General features: G+C 71.4%; 20 protein-coding genes. All 20 read left to right on the top strand.

The window, feature by feature from the left end; genetic code table 11:
* Nucleotides 1–5: 5 nt before the first annotated feature.
* The 20 genes from HEK131_RS22030 (at nt 6) to HEK131_RS22130 (ending at nt 17,226) form a co-directional block, all read left to right on the top strand.
* Nucleotides 6–467, top strand: coding sequence for a DUF6238 family protein (locus tag HEK131_RS22030; RefSeq protein ID WP_244452109.1), 462 nt, complete (start codon nt 6–8; stop codon nt 465–467).
* A gap of 28 nt (nt 468–495) precedes the next feature.
* Entirely contained in the window at nt 496–2,010 is a 1,515-nt protein-coding gene (locus tag HEK131_RS22035; protein ID WP_244336738.1) for a VirB4 family type IV secretion system protein, read from the top strand.
* Between the two features lie 62 nt (nt 2,011–2,072).
* Nucleotides 2,073–2,585, top strand: coding sequence for a hypothetical protein (locus HEK131_RS22040; protein WP_244336739.1), 513 nt, complete (start codon nt 2,073–2,075; stop codon nt 2,583–2,585).
* A gap of 175 nt (nt 2,586–2,760) precedes the next feature.
* Nucleotides 2,761–3,486, top strand: a complete 726-nt coding sequence (locus tag HEK131_RS22045) for a hypothetical protein (RefSeq protein WP_244336740.1) — start codon at nt 2,761–2,763, stop codon at nt 3,484–3,486.
* A gap of 30 nt (nt 3,487–3,516) precedes the next feature.
* Nucleotides 3,517–4,701: a hypothetical protein gene (locus tag HEK131_RS22050; RefSeq protein ID WP_244336741.1), complete on the top strand. Its 1,185-nt coding sequence runs from the start codon at nt 3,517–3,519 to the stop codon at nt 4,699–4,701.
* 469 nt (nt 4,702–5,170) lie between these two features.
* Entirely contained in the window at nt 5,171–6,355 is a 1,185-nt protein-coding gene (locus HEK131_RS22060; protein WP_244336742.1) for a hypothetical protein, read from the top strand.
* Between the two features lie 185 nt (nt 6,356–6,540).
* Nucleotides 6,541–6,762, top strand: coding sequence for a hypothetical protein (locus HEK131_RS22065; protein WP_244452111.1), 222 nt, complete (start codon nt 6,541–6,543; stop codon nt 6,760–6,762).
* Nucleotides 6,763–6,956: 194 nt separating this feature from the next.
* The gene (locus HEK131_RS22070) at nt 6,957–8,096 is read left to right on the top strand and encodes an AAA family ATPase (RefSeq protein WP_244336743.1); all 1,140 of its coding nucleotides are present in this window, start codon (nt 6,957–6,959) and stop codon (nt 8,094–8,096) included.
* Complete coding sequence (locus tag HEK131_RS22075) at nt 8,093–9,892, top strand: hypothetical protein (RefSeq protein WP_244336744.1); 1,800 nt, start codon at nt 8,093–8,095, stop codon at nt 9,890–9,892. The genes HEK131_RS22070 and HEK131_RS22075 overlap by 4 nt, the downstream gene beginning before the upstream one ends.
* Before the next feature lie 228 nt (nt 9,893–10,120).
* Complete coding sequence (locus HEK131_RS22080; protein ID WP_244452112.1) at nt 10,121–10,594, top strand: hypothetical protein; 474 nt, start codon at nt 10,121–10,123, stop codon at nt 10,592–10,594.
* A 186-nt stretch (nt 10,595–10,780) separates the two neighbouring features.
* Nucleotides 10,781–11,218 (top strand): hypothetical protein, encoded by a 438-nt coding sequence (locus HEK131_RS22085; RefSeq protein WP_244336745.1) that lies wholly within the window; start codon nt 10,781–10,783, stop codon nt 11,216–11,218.
* Nucleotides 11,219–11,292: 74 nt separating this feature from the next.
* Nucleotides 11,293–11,988: a hypothetical protein gene (locus tag HEK131_RS22090; protein WP_244336746.1), complete on the top strand. Its 696-nt coding sequence runs from the start codon at nt 11,293–11,295 to the stop codon at nt 11,986–11,988.
* Nucleotides 11,989–12,010: 22 nt separating this feature from the next.
* Nucleotides 12,011–12,766: a hypothetical protein gene (locus HEK131_RS22095; protein WP_244336747.1), complete on the top strand. Its 756-nt coding sequence runs from the start codon at nt 12,011–12,013 to the stop codon at nt 12,764–12,766.
* Nucleotides 12,763–13,188 carry a hypothetical protein gene (locus tag HEK131_RS22100; RefSeq protein WP_244336748.1) on the top strand — a complete coding sequence of 142 codons (426 nt, stop codon included), beginning with the start codon at nt 12,763–12,765 and terminating at the stop codon, nt 13,186–13,188. Before HEK131_RS22095 ends, HEK131_RS22100 begins: the two co-directional genes overlap by 4 nt.
* A gap of 282 nt (nt 13,189–13,470) precedes the next feature.
* The gene (locus HEK131_RS22105) at nt 13,471–13,854 is read left to right on the top strand and encodes a hypothetical protein (RefSeq protein ID WP_244336749.1); all 384 of its coding nucleotides are present in this window, start codon (nt 13,471–13,473) and stop codon (nt 13,852–13,854) included.
* Entirely contained in the window at nt 13,851–14,654 is an 804-nt protein-coding gene (locus HEK131_RS22110) for a DUF317 domain-containing protein (RefSeq protein ID WP_244336750.1), read from the top strand. Before HEK131_RS22105 ends, HEK131_RS22110 begins: the two co-directional genes overlap by 4 nt.
* A gap of 26 nt (nt 14,655–14,680) precedes the next feature.
* Complete coding sequence (locus tag HEK131_RS22115; protein ID WP_244336751.1) at nt 14,681–15,037, top strand: hypothetical protein; 357 nt, start codon at nt 14,681–14,683, stop codon at nt 15,035–15,037.
* The gene (locus tag HEK131_RS22120) at nt 15,028–15,849 is read left to right on the top strand and encodes a DUF317 domain-containing protein (protein ID WP_244336752.1); all 822 of its coding nucleotides are present in this window, start codon (nt 15,028–15,030) and stop codon (nt 15,847–15,849) included. Before HEK131_RS22115 ends, HEK131_RS22120 begins: the two co-directional genes overlap by 10 nt.
* A 310-nt stretch (nt 15,850–16,159) precedes the next feature.
* A complete protein-coding gene (locus HEK131_RS22125) occupies nt 16,160–16,441 on the top strand; it encodes a hypothetical protein (RefSeq protein ID WP_244336753.1) in 282 nt (93 codons plus the stop codon).
* Nucleotides 16,442–16,443: 2 nt separating this feature from the next.
* Entirely contained in the window at nt 16,444–17,226 is a 783-nt protein-coding gene (locus HEK131_RS22130; RefSeq protein ID WP_244336754.1) for a DUF317 domain-containing protein, read from the top strand.
* Nucleotides 17,227–17,232: the final 6 nt, after the last annotated feature.

Consider the following 17,232-nt stretch of genomic DNA (forward strand, 5'->3'; position numbering starts at 1 on the left):
TCTTGATCCCACCGCATTCCGCACCCGGCGACGCGCACCCCTACCTCCGTGCCGCAAGCGCGGGCATTCGCCACCACACTCGCGCACTGCCACAAGCGGACAACGGCTCGCCCAACCCGGCGGACCGTGCCCACCTGGACGTGCTGCACACCCACCTCACCGCCCTTCACCAACTCATGGACCAGGTCACCGAAGGGACCCGGCCTCTGCACCCCGCGGGCGGCCGCCACCTCGCTGGCGCTCACACCCGTCTCTGGCAGGCAGCCACCGAGATCCACGCCGCCTTCCACCTGCTGCCCACCACCCCCACCGCCGAGGACGCCGAAGCGAGCTGCCATCCGGAACGGTTTCCCGAGGGGCCTCCGGTGCTGACCATCTGCCAGCGCCACCTGGCCGCCGGGCACAGCATCCGGCGCAAGACCACCCCCACCGATCTCCGCCCGCACACCACGGCCTGCGTGCGATGAGCACCACCCGCAGAATCGAAGGCCCCCGATGAGCCACCGGCCCGCCCGTCGCGCCCGACGCGCCTCCGCCAGCCCGCTGTTCACCCCACACGGCGCCGACCGGGCCAGCCGCCGGGCAGCCCGCCGCCAACTCGCCGAAGCCACCGCCAAGGTTCGCGCGGAAGCCAGCGCCTACCTGGCCGAGAGCGCAACCGCCGAGCAGGAGATGCCCGCCGCGCTCTACCCGCCCAGCGGACGTCCCGGGCCGGCCTCCGCCCGCGGGTCCCGGCTGAAGCTGCCCGCCCACCGCATGACCACCGCCGTGGCGGCCGGGGCGTACCCCTTCCTCGCCGAAGGCGGCCTCGGCCCCGAAGGCATCTACATCGGGCGCGATGTTCACGCCGAAGCCAGCTTCGTCTTCGACCCCTTCGCGCTCTACGGACGCATCGAGGGCTTCACCAACCCCAACATCCTGCTCGCCGGAGTCATCGGCCAGGGCAAGTCTGCGCTGGCCAAGGCTCTCGCGCTGCGCTCGGTGGCCTTCGGCTACCGCGTCTATGTGCCGTGCGATCCCAAGGGTGAGTGGAGCGCGGTGGCAGAGGCACTCGGCGGCCGGTCTGTGGCCCTCGGCCCCGGGCTGCCCGGCAGGCTGAACCCGCTGGACGCGGCCCCGCGCCCCGCGACGGTATCCGAGGCCGACTGGGTCGGCGAGATCCGCAAGCGCCGCCTGCTCCTGCTCGGCAGCCTTGCCCGCACCGTCCTGGGCCGAGAGCTGATGCCCATGGAGCACACCGCTCTGGACATCGCCCTGGACACCGTCGTGACCCGGGCAACCGAGACCGGCCGCACTCCGCTCCTCGGTGACATCGCCGCCACCCTCAACAGCCCCCGCACCCTCGACGAGGCCGCGGGGATGATGGCGGGACACCTCGGCGACGCCGCCCGCGACCTGGCTCACGCGATGCGCCGCCTTGTCCACGGCGACCTGGCCGGCATGTTCGACGCGCCCTCCACCGTCGTTTTCGACCCGAGCGCGCCGATGCTCACCATCGACCTGTCCCGGCTCGGCGGATCCGGTGACGACACCGCGCTTGTCCTGGCGATGACCTGCGCCTCCGCCTGGATGGAGTCCGCCCTGACCGACCCGTCCGGCGGGCGGCGCTGGATCGTCTACGACGAGGCGTGGCGGTTGATGAGGCATCCCGGCCTTCTGCAGCGCATGCAGGCCCAGTGGAAGCTGAGCCGTGGACTCGGCATCGCCAACTTGATGGTGATCCACCGGCTTTCCGACCTGCTCACCGCCGGCGACGCCGGATCCCAGGGCCGCGCCCTCGCCGAGGGCCTCCTCGCCGACTGCTCCACCCGCATCATCTACCGCCAGGAAACCGACCAGCTCCACGCCGCCGCCTCACTGCTCGGCCTCACCTCCGTCGAGCAGGAAGCCGTCGCACACCTCAACCGCGGGCGGGGACTGTGGCGCGTCGCGGGCAGATCCTTCGTCGTTCAACATCTGCTCCACAAGAAGGAATTGATGCTCTTCGACACCGATGCCCGGATGCGGTGACTCACCCGACTCCATCACCCGACCGAATGCGGGAGGTAGTACTGCCCCCTCTCAATCAGCGGATGCTGTTGACCGGCCTCGCCGAGCAGCTGACCGCCGTGGTCGACCGGCTGCAGGCGCCTGACACGGTGCAACCCTCCCCGGTCCTGGCCCGGGTCCTCGCCGAGCAGACCAGCGAGGTCAAGCAGGTGCTGGCCCATCTCACCAGCGAGTCCGCCTTCCGTACCCGCGCCGGCGTCCGCGAGCCACTCCCGCCCGCTTCCACCGCGCAGGTCGCGGCCGGCGCGCTCGTACGATCCGCCGACCCGGTCAGCACCGCGCTACGCGACCTCAACGCCGCCGTGGCCTGTCTCAGCCGCGCCGATGCCTGCCGTGACCGGCCTCCCGGCCCCGCACGCGACCAGGCCGCGGCCTTCGCCCACCAGGGCCTGGTGTGGAGCCTCGGCTCCGCCCGCCGTCGCTTGGCCATGGCCGCCACCCTGCTGCGCGATGCCGCCGAGCCGCAGGCAACCCCGAGCATTTCTGGACGCGTTCACCGGGGGCAGGCCATCGCAAAGTCGCGGCGGCGTACCTGATCCATGTGCAGGCAGGGTCGATCACCACACCCCCACCGCCCCGCCCACTGTTTCCCGGAACGCGCAGGATCCTGCCCGGCGAGCCCCGCAATGGCCCCTACCTCCCTCCCCCGTCGTCCCTGACCGAAGGAACCCTCTGAACATCCCGATCGCCCCGCTTCCTGACCACCGGGCGGTGCACACCGACTGGTGGCAGCGACTGTGGCGCCAGCACGCGCACATCACCACGCCCCTGCGCCAGCACGGGCTGGAGTGCGACATCGAATTGGGGCTCAGCGCGCACTACGTGCAGGTGTCGCTCTCCGACGGCAGCTACCTGATCATCAGCCCGCCCCAGGAGCCGCCCTCCCGTCGCCCGCCGGGAGACCCCGAGGGTTGGATCGTGACCCGTCAGCACCCCGACAACGATCTGTTCGAGGTGATCTACGACTCCGTCCCCTCCTCCGACCCGGGTGCCCCTGAACGACCCGAAGCCCGTCACGGCGGCAGCGCCACCCACCTGATCGACGCGATCGAGCAGCGGCTCACCCAGCTCAGGCTCCTGCCCGTCGCCCCCACCCCCAGCAGGGGCACACCCCACCCCGCGGTCGCCTATGCCTACGCCGAGGCGGCAGCCCTGATCCACCAGATCGCCGATCCGGTCCATGGCCTGCTGAAGCGGCTCGGCGACTTCTTCGAGGCGGCCGGTGAGAAGGCCAAGGAAGCCGAGCAGGACGACGGATTCGACCTGTCGTACGACCTGGCGGACGCCGCCGTCGAAGTCCGCAGACTCGTCGAAGTCCTCAATGCAGCCGAGGACCATATGCGCGTCCTGACCTCGTCACCGCCGCTCCCACGCCCGGCAACTGCCCGTTCGTGTCTGCCCGTCCCGTCGCCGGCGCAGCCCCGGCACACCCGCTGACGGCACCGCGCGACCCCCACCAGGATCTGCATGCTCACGCCCACTACCGAGATCACGCTCACCACCAGCCCGACCCTGGGGCTAGTGGCCATCGCCTCCGGCGAGAAGTACGCGACAGCACACCAGGCTCTGGAGGACGCGGGCTTCACCCGGCTGGCCAGCGGGGTGCACGTCTTCCCGCTGGCTGACGACCGGGACGCTCGCTCCACCGCCAGCGCCCTGATGCACCAGGCCCACAAGCATGGAGTCACGGTCAGCCCCAGCCGGCGGCCCTACCTCGGCGACATCGGCGCCGAGATCGCCGCCCGCCTGCCCGGCTCGTGGAGCGCAAGGCTTGAGGTATACAGCCACCCGGCATGGCAGGAGGACCTCTGGCCCGCGCTGTGGGAAGGCGGCGAGATGTTCCGGGCTCTCGCCGAGCACCGGATCCCCTTCGCATCCGTGCTGAACAACGACGTCGGCACCGAGCTGCTGCTGATCGAGCGCCCCGGTCACCGCGAGGGCTACCTCATCGGTGCGCTCACCGAGCACGAGAAGGAGGATGTCCGCCGGGATCCGGCGACGCCGCGCAGCACGCTGCTGCCCACCGACGTGCACCTGGCCGCGCAGACCATCACGCACACCTTCCTGCCCTCCCTGCGGCGAGCCCTGCACGAGCGGGATCTGAACACCGTCGTAGATGCCCTGGCCCGTATCCGGGAGGAGCACGAGACCCTTGAGGCGATCAAGGCGTCCGGCCGCTTCAGCGACGGTGTCCCCCTGCGCTACGCCGGACTGGTCGACGAATTCGAGAGGGACTTCGCCGACATCGCCTGGATCTCCTTCGCTCGGGTCCTGGAGCACGCACCGGTCCTCCTCGGCCGATGCCACCCGGCCTCCACCGCCTGGCCCGAGGACGCGACGGCCCTGGGCCGTCTGCGCGCGGCACTCGCCGACAGCCAGGACGCATGGACCCAGTGGAACGACCTCCGTCGCGACCTGTACTCGATCCCCGCGACGCTGTCGCACGATGAGTGGAGCCAGGTCCGCGGGCAGCTCGGCCTCGCCGTCCTGCCAGCGATCGAGACATGGGTCGCCGACAGCAATGCCTTTGAGAGGCAGGCGCGTAGCGCCGTGCCCGGCGGCTCGGTCGCCCTCTCACGCCCCAGCCCCCAGCTGCTCGCCACGCGCCCTGCCCTGCCGCCCGCCTCCCCAGCCCCGACAGCGCACCGCTGATCGGACGCGGAAAGGACCCTTCCCTGCCCCACTTCCACTTCGGCACCCACCCCGACCACGGCTTCGTCGCCAAGCCCACCGCAGACATCACCCCGCACCTGGCCGACTGGTTCCTCGTCCGCCTCCAGTTCCAGCCCGTCCCCGAGACCCCGGGCCTGTACCGGCTCACCGATCCCGGGCAGGACGGCCTCCGCCGGGCCCGCCAGGCCGTCCTCGATCTGCGCCGCCAGGGCTACGGGGTACGGGGCGACTACGCACTCGACCCCTCGCTCACCCCGGGAGAGCCTCAAGCGGTCCTGCCCACCAGGCAGTCCGAGCGCCGCGTTCGGCTCGCCGAGGCCGCCGCCGCCCGCACCACCCAGCGTGGCACTGCGCCCACCACCGCAGCCGCCTCCGCCCGCACGGTCCCGCCGCGCACCGCCTCCGTACGAGCCAGCCTCCCGAGCCCTGCGGACCGTGGACGATCCCGATGACGTTCGAGAGCAGCCTGGATGCTGCCCACCGTCTGTCGGTGAAGTCCGACCTCGTGCGTCGAGTTGGCGACTATCGCTCGCGCATGCTGACCCTCGTCCAGCAGACCGAGACCGCACTCGACACGACCCGCGACCGCTACGGCCGCAACGTGCACGCCGATCTCGCGGCTGCCGCCGTTGCACGCCGCAACAAGACCGCGCTGGAGACGTACACCACGTATCTGGCCTCGCACACCGAGGAGCTCCTCGCTGCCGCCGAGCGTGCGCTGGACGTGCGGCCGGCCGCACGTCACACCACCGGCTGGCGCAGTGTGCTCCACGGACTCGGTACCTCGGCCTCCGAGATCCGCAGGGCCCTCGACCGGCCCGCCGCCCCGGGCACGACAGCCGAACACACTCAGCACGCGGCGCTGTGGCCTCATCTCGCCGCCTGGGCGGACCACGCACTGATCGCCAGCAGCCTCCTGGAGCACCATCCTTCGCCCCAGGCTCCCTTGACCGGTGACGATCAGCGGCAGTGGACCGAGGCGGCAGCCGCCGCCCGGAGGCGGGGCGACCTGGACCTGATCGAGTCCTGGTACGCCGCCGACGGTCGTCTGATCAGCCTGGCCCACCTGATCGAAGACGACGACTCGACGGTGATTGCCCTCGAAGGCACCCCGGACACAACGGGCTGGCGGGTGATCGGACAGTTCGCTCACGAATACGAGGCCGGCCGGGCGCTGCCTGCCCCGGTCCCGCCAGGGGTGCTGCGCGCGGACGCCTCTCGGTTCACCCGGCCCGAGCCGGTACCCGAGGTGTCGCTGCAGGAACTCGTCCAGGACGTCGTCGAGGCCCAGTCCGCCGGCGACGCGTCCAACGCGCTGCTGACCGCAACCCAGCGCGGCTACGCCGCAGGCCCCGTAATCCGCCTCCAGGAACTGCTGGGCACCACAGCACAGTTCGCCGGTGCTCTGGAGGCCCCGGACGGCCAGCAGATCGCTGTCCGGCTCGCGGCACTCAGCCGGCAACTGGAGTTCCTCGCCACCGAAGTGCACGACGCGGCCGAAGACCTCGGCGCGACCGTCGCCGTCCTGCCACCCCACCGAACCCCCCGCCCGAGAGCCCGCCCGCGCCCTGCCGTGGACACCACCCCGCCCACGCCGCCGCCCCGGGCCGCTACGGCTGCCCACCTCCGCTAGGCGCCGCTCGCGGTATCCCCGGCCTGTACGAACATGTCGACAGTCATTGCCCATCGTTCGTTTCCAGCCACGCACCGTTGATGTGCTGGAAGCTCCGGGCCCGCCTCGCCTTCGCCCAACACCCCACCGCTTTCCCGCCCACCACCGATAGGAGATCCGCCTTGCCCGAAGCACCAGAGCCGTTCATGACGATCAGGCACAGCATCACCGGCGAGATCACCACCACCGGCTACAACGCCGCCGCCCGGCGGATCCTGCTCCAGGACGGCTTCGAAGAGACGCCCGGCTGCGCCTGCCGAGCGACGGAACCCGGTACGGAGCCGACGCACGGACCTGCTCGGCAGCCAGCAAGCTGCTCGTCGCCGGCCATCCCCTGCACCTGGACCGAGCCCTCGGTCGGCCGGTGAGCGCCGACGGTACGCCCCGGCTATCCCGGTCGCCGATGTCGGCACAGTCCGTGATCCGCTCCGAGAGCGGCCAGCCTCTCCAGCACATCGCCAACCCCGCCCGCACCCGCCTCTGTTGAAGGGCCCTCGTTTTGACCACACCCGGAACGCCTACCAGTCCCGCGCGGACCAAGGGCGGTGAGCTGCGGGCCAAGGTGGCCCGACTGATGGCCGACCGGCCGGCGGACACGCTCACCATCGGGGACATGGCCAGGCAGCTGGGCCACTCCCACGGCGCCGTCCGCAACGCCGCCCTCACCCTGGTGCGACGCGGCGAGGCCGGCCAAAGCGGAAGCGGACAACCCGAGTTCCGTGCGAACGCGAAAACCGCCGCAGCGGCGCAGACCGCTGTGATCAGCCCACCGGGCACCCACGCGCCCCGCGCCCAGACGACCACAGCCCGCACGACCACGCCCGCAGCAGCCACGCCCAGGCAGACCGGCCCGATCCGCCGCGCGGGGGGCCAGCTCTACCACCCCCGGGAGCTGGCCGATCTGCCCGACGTCGAGGCGTTGAATCGCTTGCGCGACGCCGACGTGCCGGTGCTGCTCTACGGCCCTCCGGGCACCGGCAAGACGAGTCTGGTCGAGGCGGCGTTCCCGGACCTGCTCACCGTCGCCGGGGACGGCGACACCACGGTCGGCGACTTGATCGGCGAGTACACGCAGGACGACGCGGGAGCCTACGTCTTCCAGTACGGTCCGCTGGTCACCGCGATGACCGAGGGCCGCGCCCTGCTGATCGACGATGCCACCCTGATCTCACCGAAGGTCCTGGCGGCGCTGTATCCCGCGATGGACGGACGCAGGCAGATCCAGGTCAAGGCCCACAAGGGCGAGACCATCAAGGCCGAGCCGGGCTTCTACGTGGTGGCGGGCCACAATCCAGGCGTTCACGGGGCAATTCTGACCGAGGCGCTGTCGTCCCGGTTCAGCGTGCAGATCCAGATCGGCACGGATTATGACCTCGCCAAGGCGTTGAGGATCGATGCCCGGGTGGTCCGGGTCGCCCGACACCTCGCCCACCAGGTCGAACTCGGCGAGCTGGGCTGGGCCCCCCAGCTTCGGGAGCTGCTGAGCTACCAGAAGACCGAGGCGGTCCTCGGCACCAAGGCCGCGCTCGCGAACCTGGTCGGTATTGCTCCTGTGGAGGATCGCGACGCCGTCGCCGCTGCCGTCATCAAGGCTGTCGGTGTCAAGGAGGTCGCGCCCCTCACCCTCGGCAAGCAGCTCTCCGCCTCGGCCGTCCGGCAGCCCCCGAGCACCGTCTCCGCGCACCGGGGCCGCTCGCGATGAGCGCCCACCACCACGTCCAGTCCCCCGCCACCAGGCCGGACGACGACGCCGACCTCGCGCGCTGGGACGACGACGGCGCCCCGCCCGCGCAACCCCGTTCCTCCCCGGCCGCGTGGCTGCGCGTGGGAGCCGAACTCGGCGACCGGCTGGTCGACCTCTCCGGCCGCCAGGACCTCCTCGTCACCTGCCGCCCCGGCACCCGCAGCGGCGCACCGGCCGCGTTCTTCCCCACGCTGGGCGAGGTCGAGTTCGACGCCGCCCTGTTCGCCCCGCTGAAGCCCCACGAGATCCATCCGCGGATCGTGGGCGACGAGGAGCGGTATCCCGCCGCCTGGGGAGTGTTCGTCCACGAGGCCGCGCACGCGGCCCACTCCGTCTGGACACAGCCTGCCGGAGCGGACCCCCGTGTCGTCGAGGCCGCGCTCCTGCTGGAGGAGAGCCGTGTCGAAGGCGCACATCTGATCACGCGGCCCACGGACCGCACGTACCTGCGCACCAGTGCCCGGACCCTGGTCATGCCCGACATCGCCCGCCCCACCTTTCAGGGCATCGAGCACGCCGCCGGCGTGGCGGCCCTGGTCCTCGGCCGCCGTGACGTCGGCATCCTGGACGCCGGCGAGACCCGGGCCGTCGCCGATCTGTGCGAGAAGGTGCTGGGCGCACCCCTGCTGGACGCCCTCACCCGCATCTGGACCGCGGCCCACCAGTGCGCCGACCACGACGCCACGACCATGCTCGCGCACGGTCGAGAATGGTGCGACGCTCTGGACGCGGCGGCCCCCGCCCTGCCCGTGCCGGAGAACCTCACCGATCTGCTGTCCGGCGCCGTGGGGGTCGTCATGGACAGCGCGGCAGCCTCCGACGCCGCCGACCTCGCGGCGCAGGCCGCGGCGACCAACGCCGTGGCCTCGCGGTCCAAGGCGCAGGCGCAGGACCGCGCCGAGCGGGCCGGCCAGCGACGCAAAGCCGCCGCCACCGCCAAGTCGGTCTTCAACACCCGTGGCACCACCGTCAACCCCGACGGCACACCGGCGCCCTACGGCAACCCGGTCACCGGCACCCGTAGGCCCACCGCCGCCGAGAAGAGCGCCGCCGCGCGCCTGAGCCGCGCCCTGCGTGCCGCCGCCTACCGCGAGCGGACCGAGGAGCGGACCACCAGCCCCACCCCGCCCGGCCGCCTCAACATGGGCCGTGCCCTCGCGCGCGATGCCCAGCGCGCCGCCGGATCGATACCGACTGCAGAGCCGTTCACCCAGACCCGCCGCCGCAACTCCCCCACCCCACCGCTGCGTGTGGGTATCGCCGTCGACGTCTCCGGGTCCATGCGTGCCGCTTGCGCGCCCGTCGCGTCCGCTGCCTGGATCGTGGCACGCGCAGCAGCCCTGACCGACCCCGACTCCCTCACCGCCACCATCGCCTACGACAGGCACCTGACCGCGCTGACCCGACCCACCCACCGAGCACCAGAGCGCGTGACGACGTTCAATGCCAACGGCGGCCACCACAACCTCGGCGACGCCATCGACGCACTCGACCACGGCCTCGAACTCAGCCGGCCCCGCACCGGCCGCCTCCTCGTGATCGTCACCGACGCCCACTACGGCAGCGACGAGACCGCTCAAGCCGTCACCCGCGTCAAGCAGCTCACGAGCGCCGGCTGCGCCGTACTCCAGCTCACCCTCACCGCGAAGTCCCTGCACTTGCCGGGGACCACCTTGCTGCACCTGCCCCAGCCCTCCAGCGCTCCCGCCGCCATCGCCAAGGCGGCCACAGACGCCATCCGCAGGACACGCTGAGACGACGCAGAAGGCGGCAGCGTCACCGAGACCACCGCCAAGCGCTCCAGACCACCTCCGTCCGCCGCATGACTCGTGCATCTGACGCACGCCCCCCGCAGCAACGACGCAGGCCACCACCCCAACCGCCAACGAAAGCCACTCGATTTGAAGCCCCAGACCAGCAGTCCGACCTCGAACGCAACGCCCATCAAACGGAATTCACCGGGGGTCCCTAAGCAGTGGACCATCCAGCACACCTGCGGCCACGAGGTCGTCCGAGACCTGTCCGACAGGCCCGCCGACCGGCGGGCAGGCTTCGCCCGCTGGCTCGCCGACCGCGACTGCACCGACTGCTGGAAGGCAGCGCGCGACACCGACACGGGGTCCAAGAAGGACTGGCTCGCCGCCAAGCGGGCCGAAGAACAGCAGGCCGCCGTGGCATGGGCGGAGAAGTTCGACATGCCGCCGCTGGAGGGACCGGAGAAGGCCCTGGACTGGGGAGAGCGATCCCGACACCAGCTGGTGACCGCCGCGCACACCGCGCTCGTCCTGGAGGGCACCTGGGACGAGACAGACTGGACGGTCCTGGAAGAGAAGGCCCGTGCAGTCACACGAGCCGGATGGTGGATAGACCAGCGCGACGCCGAAGGGGCCGACCTGGTCGAACTCCTTGAGGCTGCGGGGGAGAAGGACCGCGGGACGGAAAACCCCTTCCGCTGATCACTGGCCAGACGCTCCGGACCGTCACCAGGCCCGACCGATGTCGTCGCTTCCGGACTAAAGCCCGTCCGGTCGAACCTTTCGGACCAGCGGCTGCGCCAGGAACGTACGTGACGCTCGCCGGTTAGCCAAACCGGTAATCACACGGACCATTGATCCTCCCGCCGCCCCGTGGAAGGACCTTCGTTGCTCCACCGCTCCCAGCGCCCACCTCACCCTCCCCAGCTCGCCCCCAGCCCAGACCGGCTCACGCCCGGTCGCGACATCACCCACCAGCACTTCAAGGCTGGCGACCAAGTGATCGTCCTGAAGGGTGTGATGGCCGGTGAACTCTGGGGCGAGTCGATGAGCGTCGTGACGCCGTCCTGGCACACGCCGACGGACGAGGACGGCTGGCGCCTGCGGAACCCAACCGGCGGCCAGCAGACCTTCGTCACCGCGCACCCCCGCTACCTGATCCATCTCGGCACCGCCTGCCCCGACTGCCTTATCTACTTGCGCGCCATAGAGAGGTCCGTCCTCCCTGCGTTCGCCGCCCGCGAGGACCTGGTCGACTGCGGTTGGTACACCACGACCGACCTCGGCCAGATCGTCCACGTCGCCGACCGCGGAGCAGCACGGTGACGGTGGACACCGCGTCGTGATCCCGCACGCACACCCGCACACTGCCCGCCGATCACCGTAGGAGACACGTCTCTTTGTCCCTGGCCGACCGTTTCCTGACCATCCGTCGCGATCCGCACTCTGACGAGGTTCTCGCCCGCGGTGGGGATCCCGAGGCACACAGCGTCCTGCAGCGCGCGGGCTTTGTTTCCGTCGTTCGCGTCCACGAGACCTACCACCGCGCACCCACCGGCCTGAGCGATGAAGAGGAACAGAAGCTGGCCACCGACGCCGTCGCGCGGCTTCGCTCCGCCGGGTACCACGTCGACTGCGACGATGACTTCGACACCGACTCCCTGCCAGCCAGTTACCCCACGCTGGGTTCTTCGGTCGCCCATCTCGGCGAACGGATCCGCGAGGCCACCACGACGGAGGAGGTGGCCGACGTCCTCACCGAGCTGACTGCTAGCCACGACGGCGTCCTGACCGCCCTGGGCGACGTCCTCAGCGCAGTCGCCGACTTCCACGAGGGACTCGGTGATGCGGCCGATCCGTACACCGCCCGGCGGCTGCGCTACCTCGCCGACGAGCACCTCCGCGTCCTGCACAGCGACCTCGTCCACACCCGCAACCAGCTCGCTGACCGGCACGCCCCGCACCCCGGCCGCAGCGTCTGCACCGAAGAGGTTCCCGCCTCGGAACGCGAACGTTCCGCTGTGTGCGCCTACCTGCCCCCGCCGCGCACGCTTCCGGTCCCGCCGCCGCTGGTGGCCGCCGGGCCGCGCCGCTGATTCATCTCGCTCAAGGACCCTTTTGCACGATCACACCTCTGACCGTCTCGCCTCGTTCGCCGACGTCCTCGCCGGCGAACTCCCCGACACCTGGACCAGCTCCCATCTCCCTCCGGAAGCCAAGGACGACCTCGCCGACCTGGCCGAGCGCATCTGGGACCTGGACCTGGTCGCTGAGTCCCTCGCCGAGCACCCGCTGCGCCGGGCATCCGTCCTGAGCCGCCCGGACGGCGCCCAGCTCGTCGTCCTGGACCGGCATGACGTACGCGACGGATTCCTCCTCGCCGCCGTCGCCCCCCGCGCACTGCCCGACGAGGCATACCGCTCCGTGGCCGAGCCCAACGGCGTCGCGCTGACCGATGACCCGTTCCTGAGCGCCGAGCAGGTCGCCGGAGACCTGCTTCCCCGGTACGACATCGCGCTCGCCCGAGCCCGGAACAACGCCCTGGACAGCATCCAGCCGTCCCAGCCGGACCGGGTCGTGCTGACCTGGCAGCAGGACGGCAGCGTCGCCGCCGCGTCCGTCGGCGACACCGCCGGCGCCGTCCTTGAGGCACACGGCTTCCTCCAGGACCCTCACAGCGGCATCTACCGCCTCAGCGGCGAAGACACCCGAGCGCAGGCCCAGACCCTGCGCCAGATCGGCCCGCAGTTCGACACGCTCGGCATCGTCACCGCACTCCAGCACCCCGCCGCAGGCACAGCGCCCACGTCCACCCCAGCGACCGTGCCTCCCGCTCCGGCCACCACCCGTGCGCCGGCCGCCAAGACGCGATGACACCCGAGCCCGACTTCTGGGTGCTGGAGTACGTCACCATCACCAAGGACCCCCGCACCGAACTCGTCGTCGCCATCGGCGGAACCGAGAAGGCGGCGGACATCCTCCAGCGCACCGGTGGATTCCTCTCCTGGGCCGGCCCCCGCGGGGACTATCACCGACTGCCACACGGCCTCCCCGCCGAGCAGCAGCGTCTGAAGGCCACCGCCGCCTCGCACGCCCTGCTCGCCGCAGGATTCAGCGTCCACCTCGATCCCGCCCTCCTCCTGGCCGGGTACGACGTCAACTGCGCCCCCGCAGTCTTTGACGAAGCCGCCTACCGGCAGGCCGTACGGGAGGTGCCCGCCAGCACGTCCCAGGCCGCCGCGAAGCACCCGGTACCGGCCGCGTCCTCGCGTCCCGTACCACGGCGCACTCCGTAAGGCTCCCTTTCGGGCGGCCCCGGTACCCGGCTGGGGCCGCCCGCCCCGCGCACCGCTCAATCCACCGGAGAAACCCGTAGCGCCCCGCACGCCACCACCGATCAGCCAGCGACTCAAACCCCGCCTCGTCACTGCCCTGTTCCGTCGCTACCTGCGCGCCTGCATCCTCACCGTCCCCGACCGCGCCTCGCCGCCGCCGGGGATCCACTCGGAAGCAAGAACCGCCTCAGCACAGCCCGCCGGCCACCACCCGCCTGAGAAGTCCTCTCGATCCGGAGGAGCATGTCCCATCCCTCACCTGACCCGCTGAAGTTGGCCGACGAGATCACCCGCCAGCTCGGCCGACTCGCCGACCGGCTCTCCCAACTCCCCCCATCCCAGGCCACACAGGTCATCGCCCGTGTGCTGGACGCGGACAACGGCGTCTTCGGCGGCATCACCCATCTCATGATCACCGGCAGCCGGTTCGCCAAGGACCAGGCCGAACGCGGCGAGCTGCCGGCGGAGGTGTGGCTCGCGCTGGGCCGCGCCGCGAACATGCTCGACGACATGGTCTTCGACCTGGACGAACACCAGGACACCCTGCGCCGTATCAGCACCCAGCCCACCACCATCGCGGCAACGCCGCCCGCACCCGTGCCGCTCGTCGTCCGGCGACGTCGGTGAAGAAGAAGCAGTGGCACGGCTGGGGGCCAGGCGACCCGGCCGAGCAGCACTACCTCGTCCATCCCCGGGCCCTGGCCGGCGGCGGCGACATCCGGCACGTCGGCGAGTTCCTGCGCGCCTCAGGCTGGCGAGACCACTCCAAAGAGGATGGTCCCCTGGCCATGATGAGCCCGGACCGCACCGTCCGCATCGCCTACGACCCCCATGGCCGGCCTGGTGGATGGGCCATCAACGGCGCCGCCGACGGCTTGAACAACTCGTGGTCGGCGCATCTCGGACGCGAAACGCCCGTGGAGATCGTCGCCGGGCTGACCGATGCTCTCACCCTCCCCCGCTCCGCGCACGCGCCCAACGTCTGGGCGCCTCTGGAGGAGCAGCGCTGGCACGCACGGGTCGAGGGCGAGCACTACACCGCAGCCAGCCCGGATGGCACCGCCTGGATGCAGTACCGCCAGAGCCCCGATGGTTCGGCACGGTGGTGGAGCGGAGCGAAGGACAGCCGCGGCACCGCCTGGACCGCCACCTTCACACCCACCACCCCGATGCACCTGGTGCAAGCCTTCGCGGCCGCGTTGGCCAGCCCCGATCCCGTGATGCGCCCGCGCGGACATGTCCCGCTGAGCGCCGAGGTCCGCACCTGGTCGGTCTCCGTCACACCCTCCCAGCTCAGTGCCTGGCAGCAGGCCCGGATCACGGCCGCCCGCGCCGCCACCTGGGCCCGTAACAGCGCCCAAAGCGCCCGACCGCGCACCGCCGCCCGGCTCCGTACTGCCGCCGGCGCCGCCAAAACCCGCCGCTGACCATCCGCCCCGTCCCTAGGAGCCCGATGCCCGCCCTCACCCCTGCCGCGATCCGCACCGCGACCGAGACCCTGGCAGACCTCACCGACTACCTGCGCGAGAGCCCCGACCCCGTGGAGGCTCTTGCCCTCGTCGAACCGCTCCTCGACGAGTACACGGGCCTGCCCGTCCAGCTCGCCGACACCTTGCGTGCCCTCGCCCGCGCTCTCCAGGATCACCCGGATGCCCCGCGCACCGCCGCCGGCAACCGGCTCATCACCGAACTGCGCGTCGCCGCATGGGAGCAGGCCGACCAGCACGCCCTGCACTACGTGCTGGACGGACTGCGCAACCCGTACGGCAACGGCGCGGTGAAGGAGCAGGTGGACGACGGGTGCCGGTGAACAAACGGCAGCTCGCCGCGTTCACCGACAAGCACACCAGCCAGATCCCGTTCGATACCAGCCCCCGCCACCTCGCAGGCCCGGGGGATATCCGCCATGTCACCCACGGCCTGGCCGCCGCCGGATGGAACCTCGTCTCCGACCCCCTGAGCGCCGAAGTCGACCTGCGCAGCCCCGACGGCCGGCACCAGATGCAGTTCGACCCGCGGGGCGCCGCAGCCGCGTGGTGGCGGCTGGTGTCCGCGTCCACCGACACCGCCCCGAGCTGGTACGCCGAGTTCGGTGAACTCGTCCCCGCCGAGGTCCTCGCCGCCCTCACGGACGCCCTCGTCGTTGCGCCGCCGGAGCAGCCGGATCCATGGCAGGCCGTGATCTCGGCAGGCTGGCATCGCGAGTCGGAGAGCGCCGCGCGCTCACCGGACGCCTTGTGCCACGTCGAACTGCGCAGGCTCAACGAATTTCACGACCGGCCGTCCTGGCACATCGAGACCCGCGAGCTCGGCCACGGTCCGTTCCCCGGCCCGCGTATCTGGCACGCCTACTTCAACGAACACGTGCCCGCCGCCTTGGTCGGCTCCTTCCTCACCGCGATGGTCGACCGGGGCCCGCTCCAGCGGGGCATGTACGAACGCACCGGCCATCACAGTGCCGCGCAGAAGCCCAGCTCTCTGCGCCCGCAGCAGGTGGTGGACGCCCACGCCGACCGCCTCTCGTCTCTCCGCGCGCACGCACGCTCCGTCTGTCGGCAGCAGGCGGAGCCCATGACGATCCCGGCGAAGCCCGGCTCCTCCCAGCCGGCTGCTCGCCGCTGACCGACAGGACCCTTTCCTCATCTCCACCGATCACCGCGCACACCGTGATTTCCTGCGCTACCTCGACCGCTACCTGAGCGACAGCAAGGAGATCCTCGACGCCTGGGACGCCTACTCCGACGAGCACACCGGCCTGGACGGCTGGCCCTACGACGATCACGCTTACGGCCTGCGTGCCAGCCAGCGCGACGCCGACACCCTCACGGCGTTCGAGCCGCTGCGGTACGGCGCCCGCCATCTGCTGGCCACGGCCGAGGCTCAACTCACCCACCTGTCCGAAAGGGCCGTCCAGGGCCGCTGGGTCTACCAGTTGGGCGTTCTGAAGGCTGCCCTGGACCGGCTCGACGCACTGCACGAGCAGTGGCTGCTGGCCCGGGACGCCCTCCCCTCCACCGCCGTGCCCGGCACGCCGGAATTCGACGACGTCCTCGCGGAGCATCACGCCGAATGCTGGAGCTACCTCGACGACTGGGCCACTCACGGCAAGACGCTCCAGGAGATCAACGCCGCCGCCCGTGCGGCCCCCTCGCCCCTGGCGCCCGCACCGGCCCGCGCCTCGGCGAACGACCGGCGTAACGCGCTGCGGAAGTGAGCATGGCGTTTCCCGAGACCGTCGAGGTCGACTTCATCGCACCGCGCCACCTGGCCGGCGGTGGTGACCCGGCCTGGGTCACCGTGCCCCTTCACCGTGCCAGCGGCTGGAGCCACGGCGACGACTCGTTGCTGGCGCGGGTCCTGCCATCCAGTCCCGACCAGAAGTCCCTCCTGCGCCTGGAGCCCGATGCCGACGGCCAGGGGTGGACGTTGAGCCATGCCGCAGAGCCGGACCGGCCGGCCTGGTACGCCAGCTTCGGCGCCCACACCCCGGTCGAACTCATCGCCGCCGTCACCGACACCCTCACCGCCCCCACGCCGAACCCGGCCGCATCGTGCGATCCGTACGAGACGCTCCGGCAGTTCGCCTGGTCGCCTCCCACCATCGGAGGCGAGGGCCTGGTGTCACCCCACGGCACCGCCTACGTCCAGCGGCTCGGCAGCGCGGAGAACCCAGGCGCCTGGTTCGCCGAGGCCACGCTCGACCCGGATCGGCGGCCGATATGGCAGGCCCACTTCGACGAGCACACGCCGCCGCACCTCGTCGCCGCGTTCACCGCGGCGCTCGCTGATCCGAAACCCCTCTGGCGTCCCAGCAGCCGGCGCGGTGTCCCCGCCCGCGCCGAACGCGTCGTGACCCGGCGATCCATCGACGTCCGCACCAGCCTGGTCGCCGCTGCGCTCGAAATCCGCGTCCAGTCCCTCGCTGCCCGCCGCAGCAGCTCACCAGCAGGCCCGATCCCCCAGCTGCGGCCAGCGGCCAGGGACCCCCGCAGCCGCTAACCCTGT

The organism is Streptomyces seoulensis (genome assembly GCF_022846655.1).
Lineage (GTDB): Bacteria > Actinomycetota > Actinomycetes > Streptomycetales > Streptomycetaceae > Streptomyces.

Excerpts from the sequence above, each read along its gene's own strand:
- HEK131_RS22035 (WP_244336738.1), top strand. The coding sequence starts at position 496 with ATGAGCCACCGGCCCGCCCGTCGCGCCCGACGCGCCTCCGCCAGCCCG.
- HEK131_RS22040 (WP_244336739.1), top strand. The coding sequence starts at position 2,073 with ATGCTGTTGACCGGCCTCGCCGAGCAGCTGACCGCCGTGGTCGACCGG.
- HEK131_RS22050 (WP_244336741.1), top strand. The coding sequence starts at position 3,517 with ATGCTCACGCCCACTACCGAGATCACGCTCACCACCAGCCCGACCCTG.
- HEK131_RS22060 (WP_244336742.1), top strand. The coding sequence starts at position 5,171 with ATGACGTTCGAGAGCAGCCTGGATGCTGCCCACCGTCTGTCGGTGAAG.
- HEK131_RS22065 (WP_244452111.1), top strand. The coding sequence starts at position 6,541 with ATGACGATCAGGCACAGCATCACCGGCGAGATCACCACCACCGGCTAC.
- HEK131_RS22075 (WP_244336744.1), top strand. The coding sequence starts at position 8,093 with ATGAGCGCCCACCACCACGTCCAGTCCCCCGCCACCAGGCCGGACGAC.
- HEK131_RS22100 (WP_244336748.1), top strand. The coding sequence starts at position 12,763 with ATGACACCCGAGCCCGACTTCTGGGTGCTGGAGTACGTCACCATCACC.
- HEK131_RS22105 (WP_244336749.1), top strand. The coding sequence starts at position 13,471 with ATGTCCCATCCCTCACCTGACCCGCTGAAGTTGGCCGACGAGATCACC.
- HEK131_RS22115 (WP_244336751.1), top strand. The coding sequence starts at position 14,681 with ATGCCCGCCCTCACCCCTGCCGCGATCCGCACCGCGACCGAGACCCTG.
- HEK131_RS22130 (WP_244336754.1), top strand. The coding sequence starts at position 16,444 with ATGGCGTTTCCCGAGACCGTCGAGGTCGACTTCATCGCACCGCGCCAC.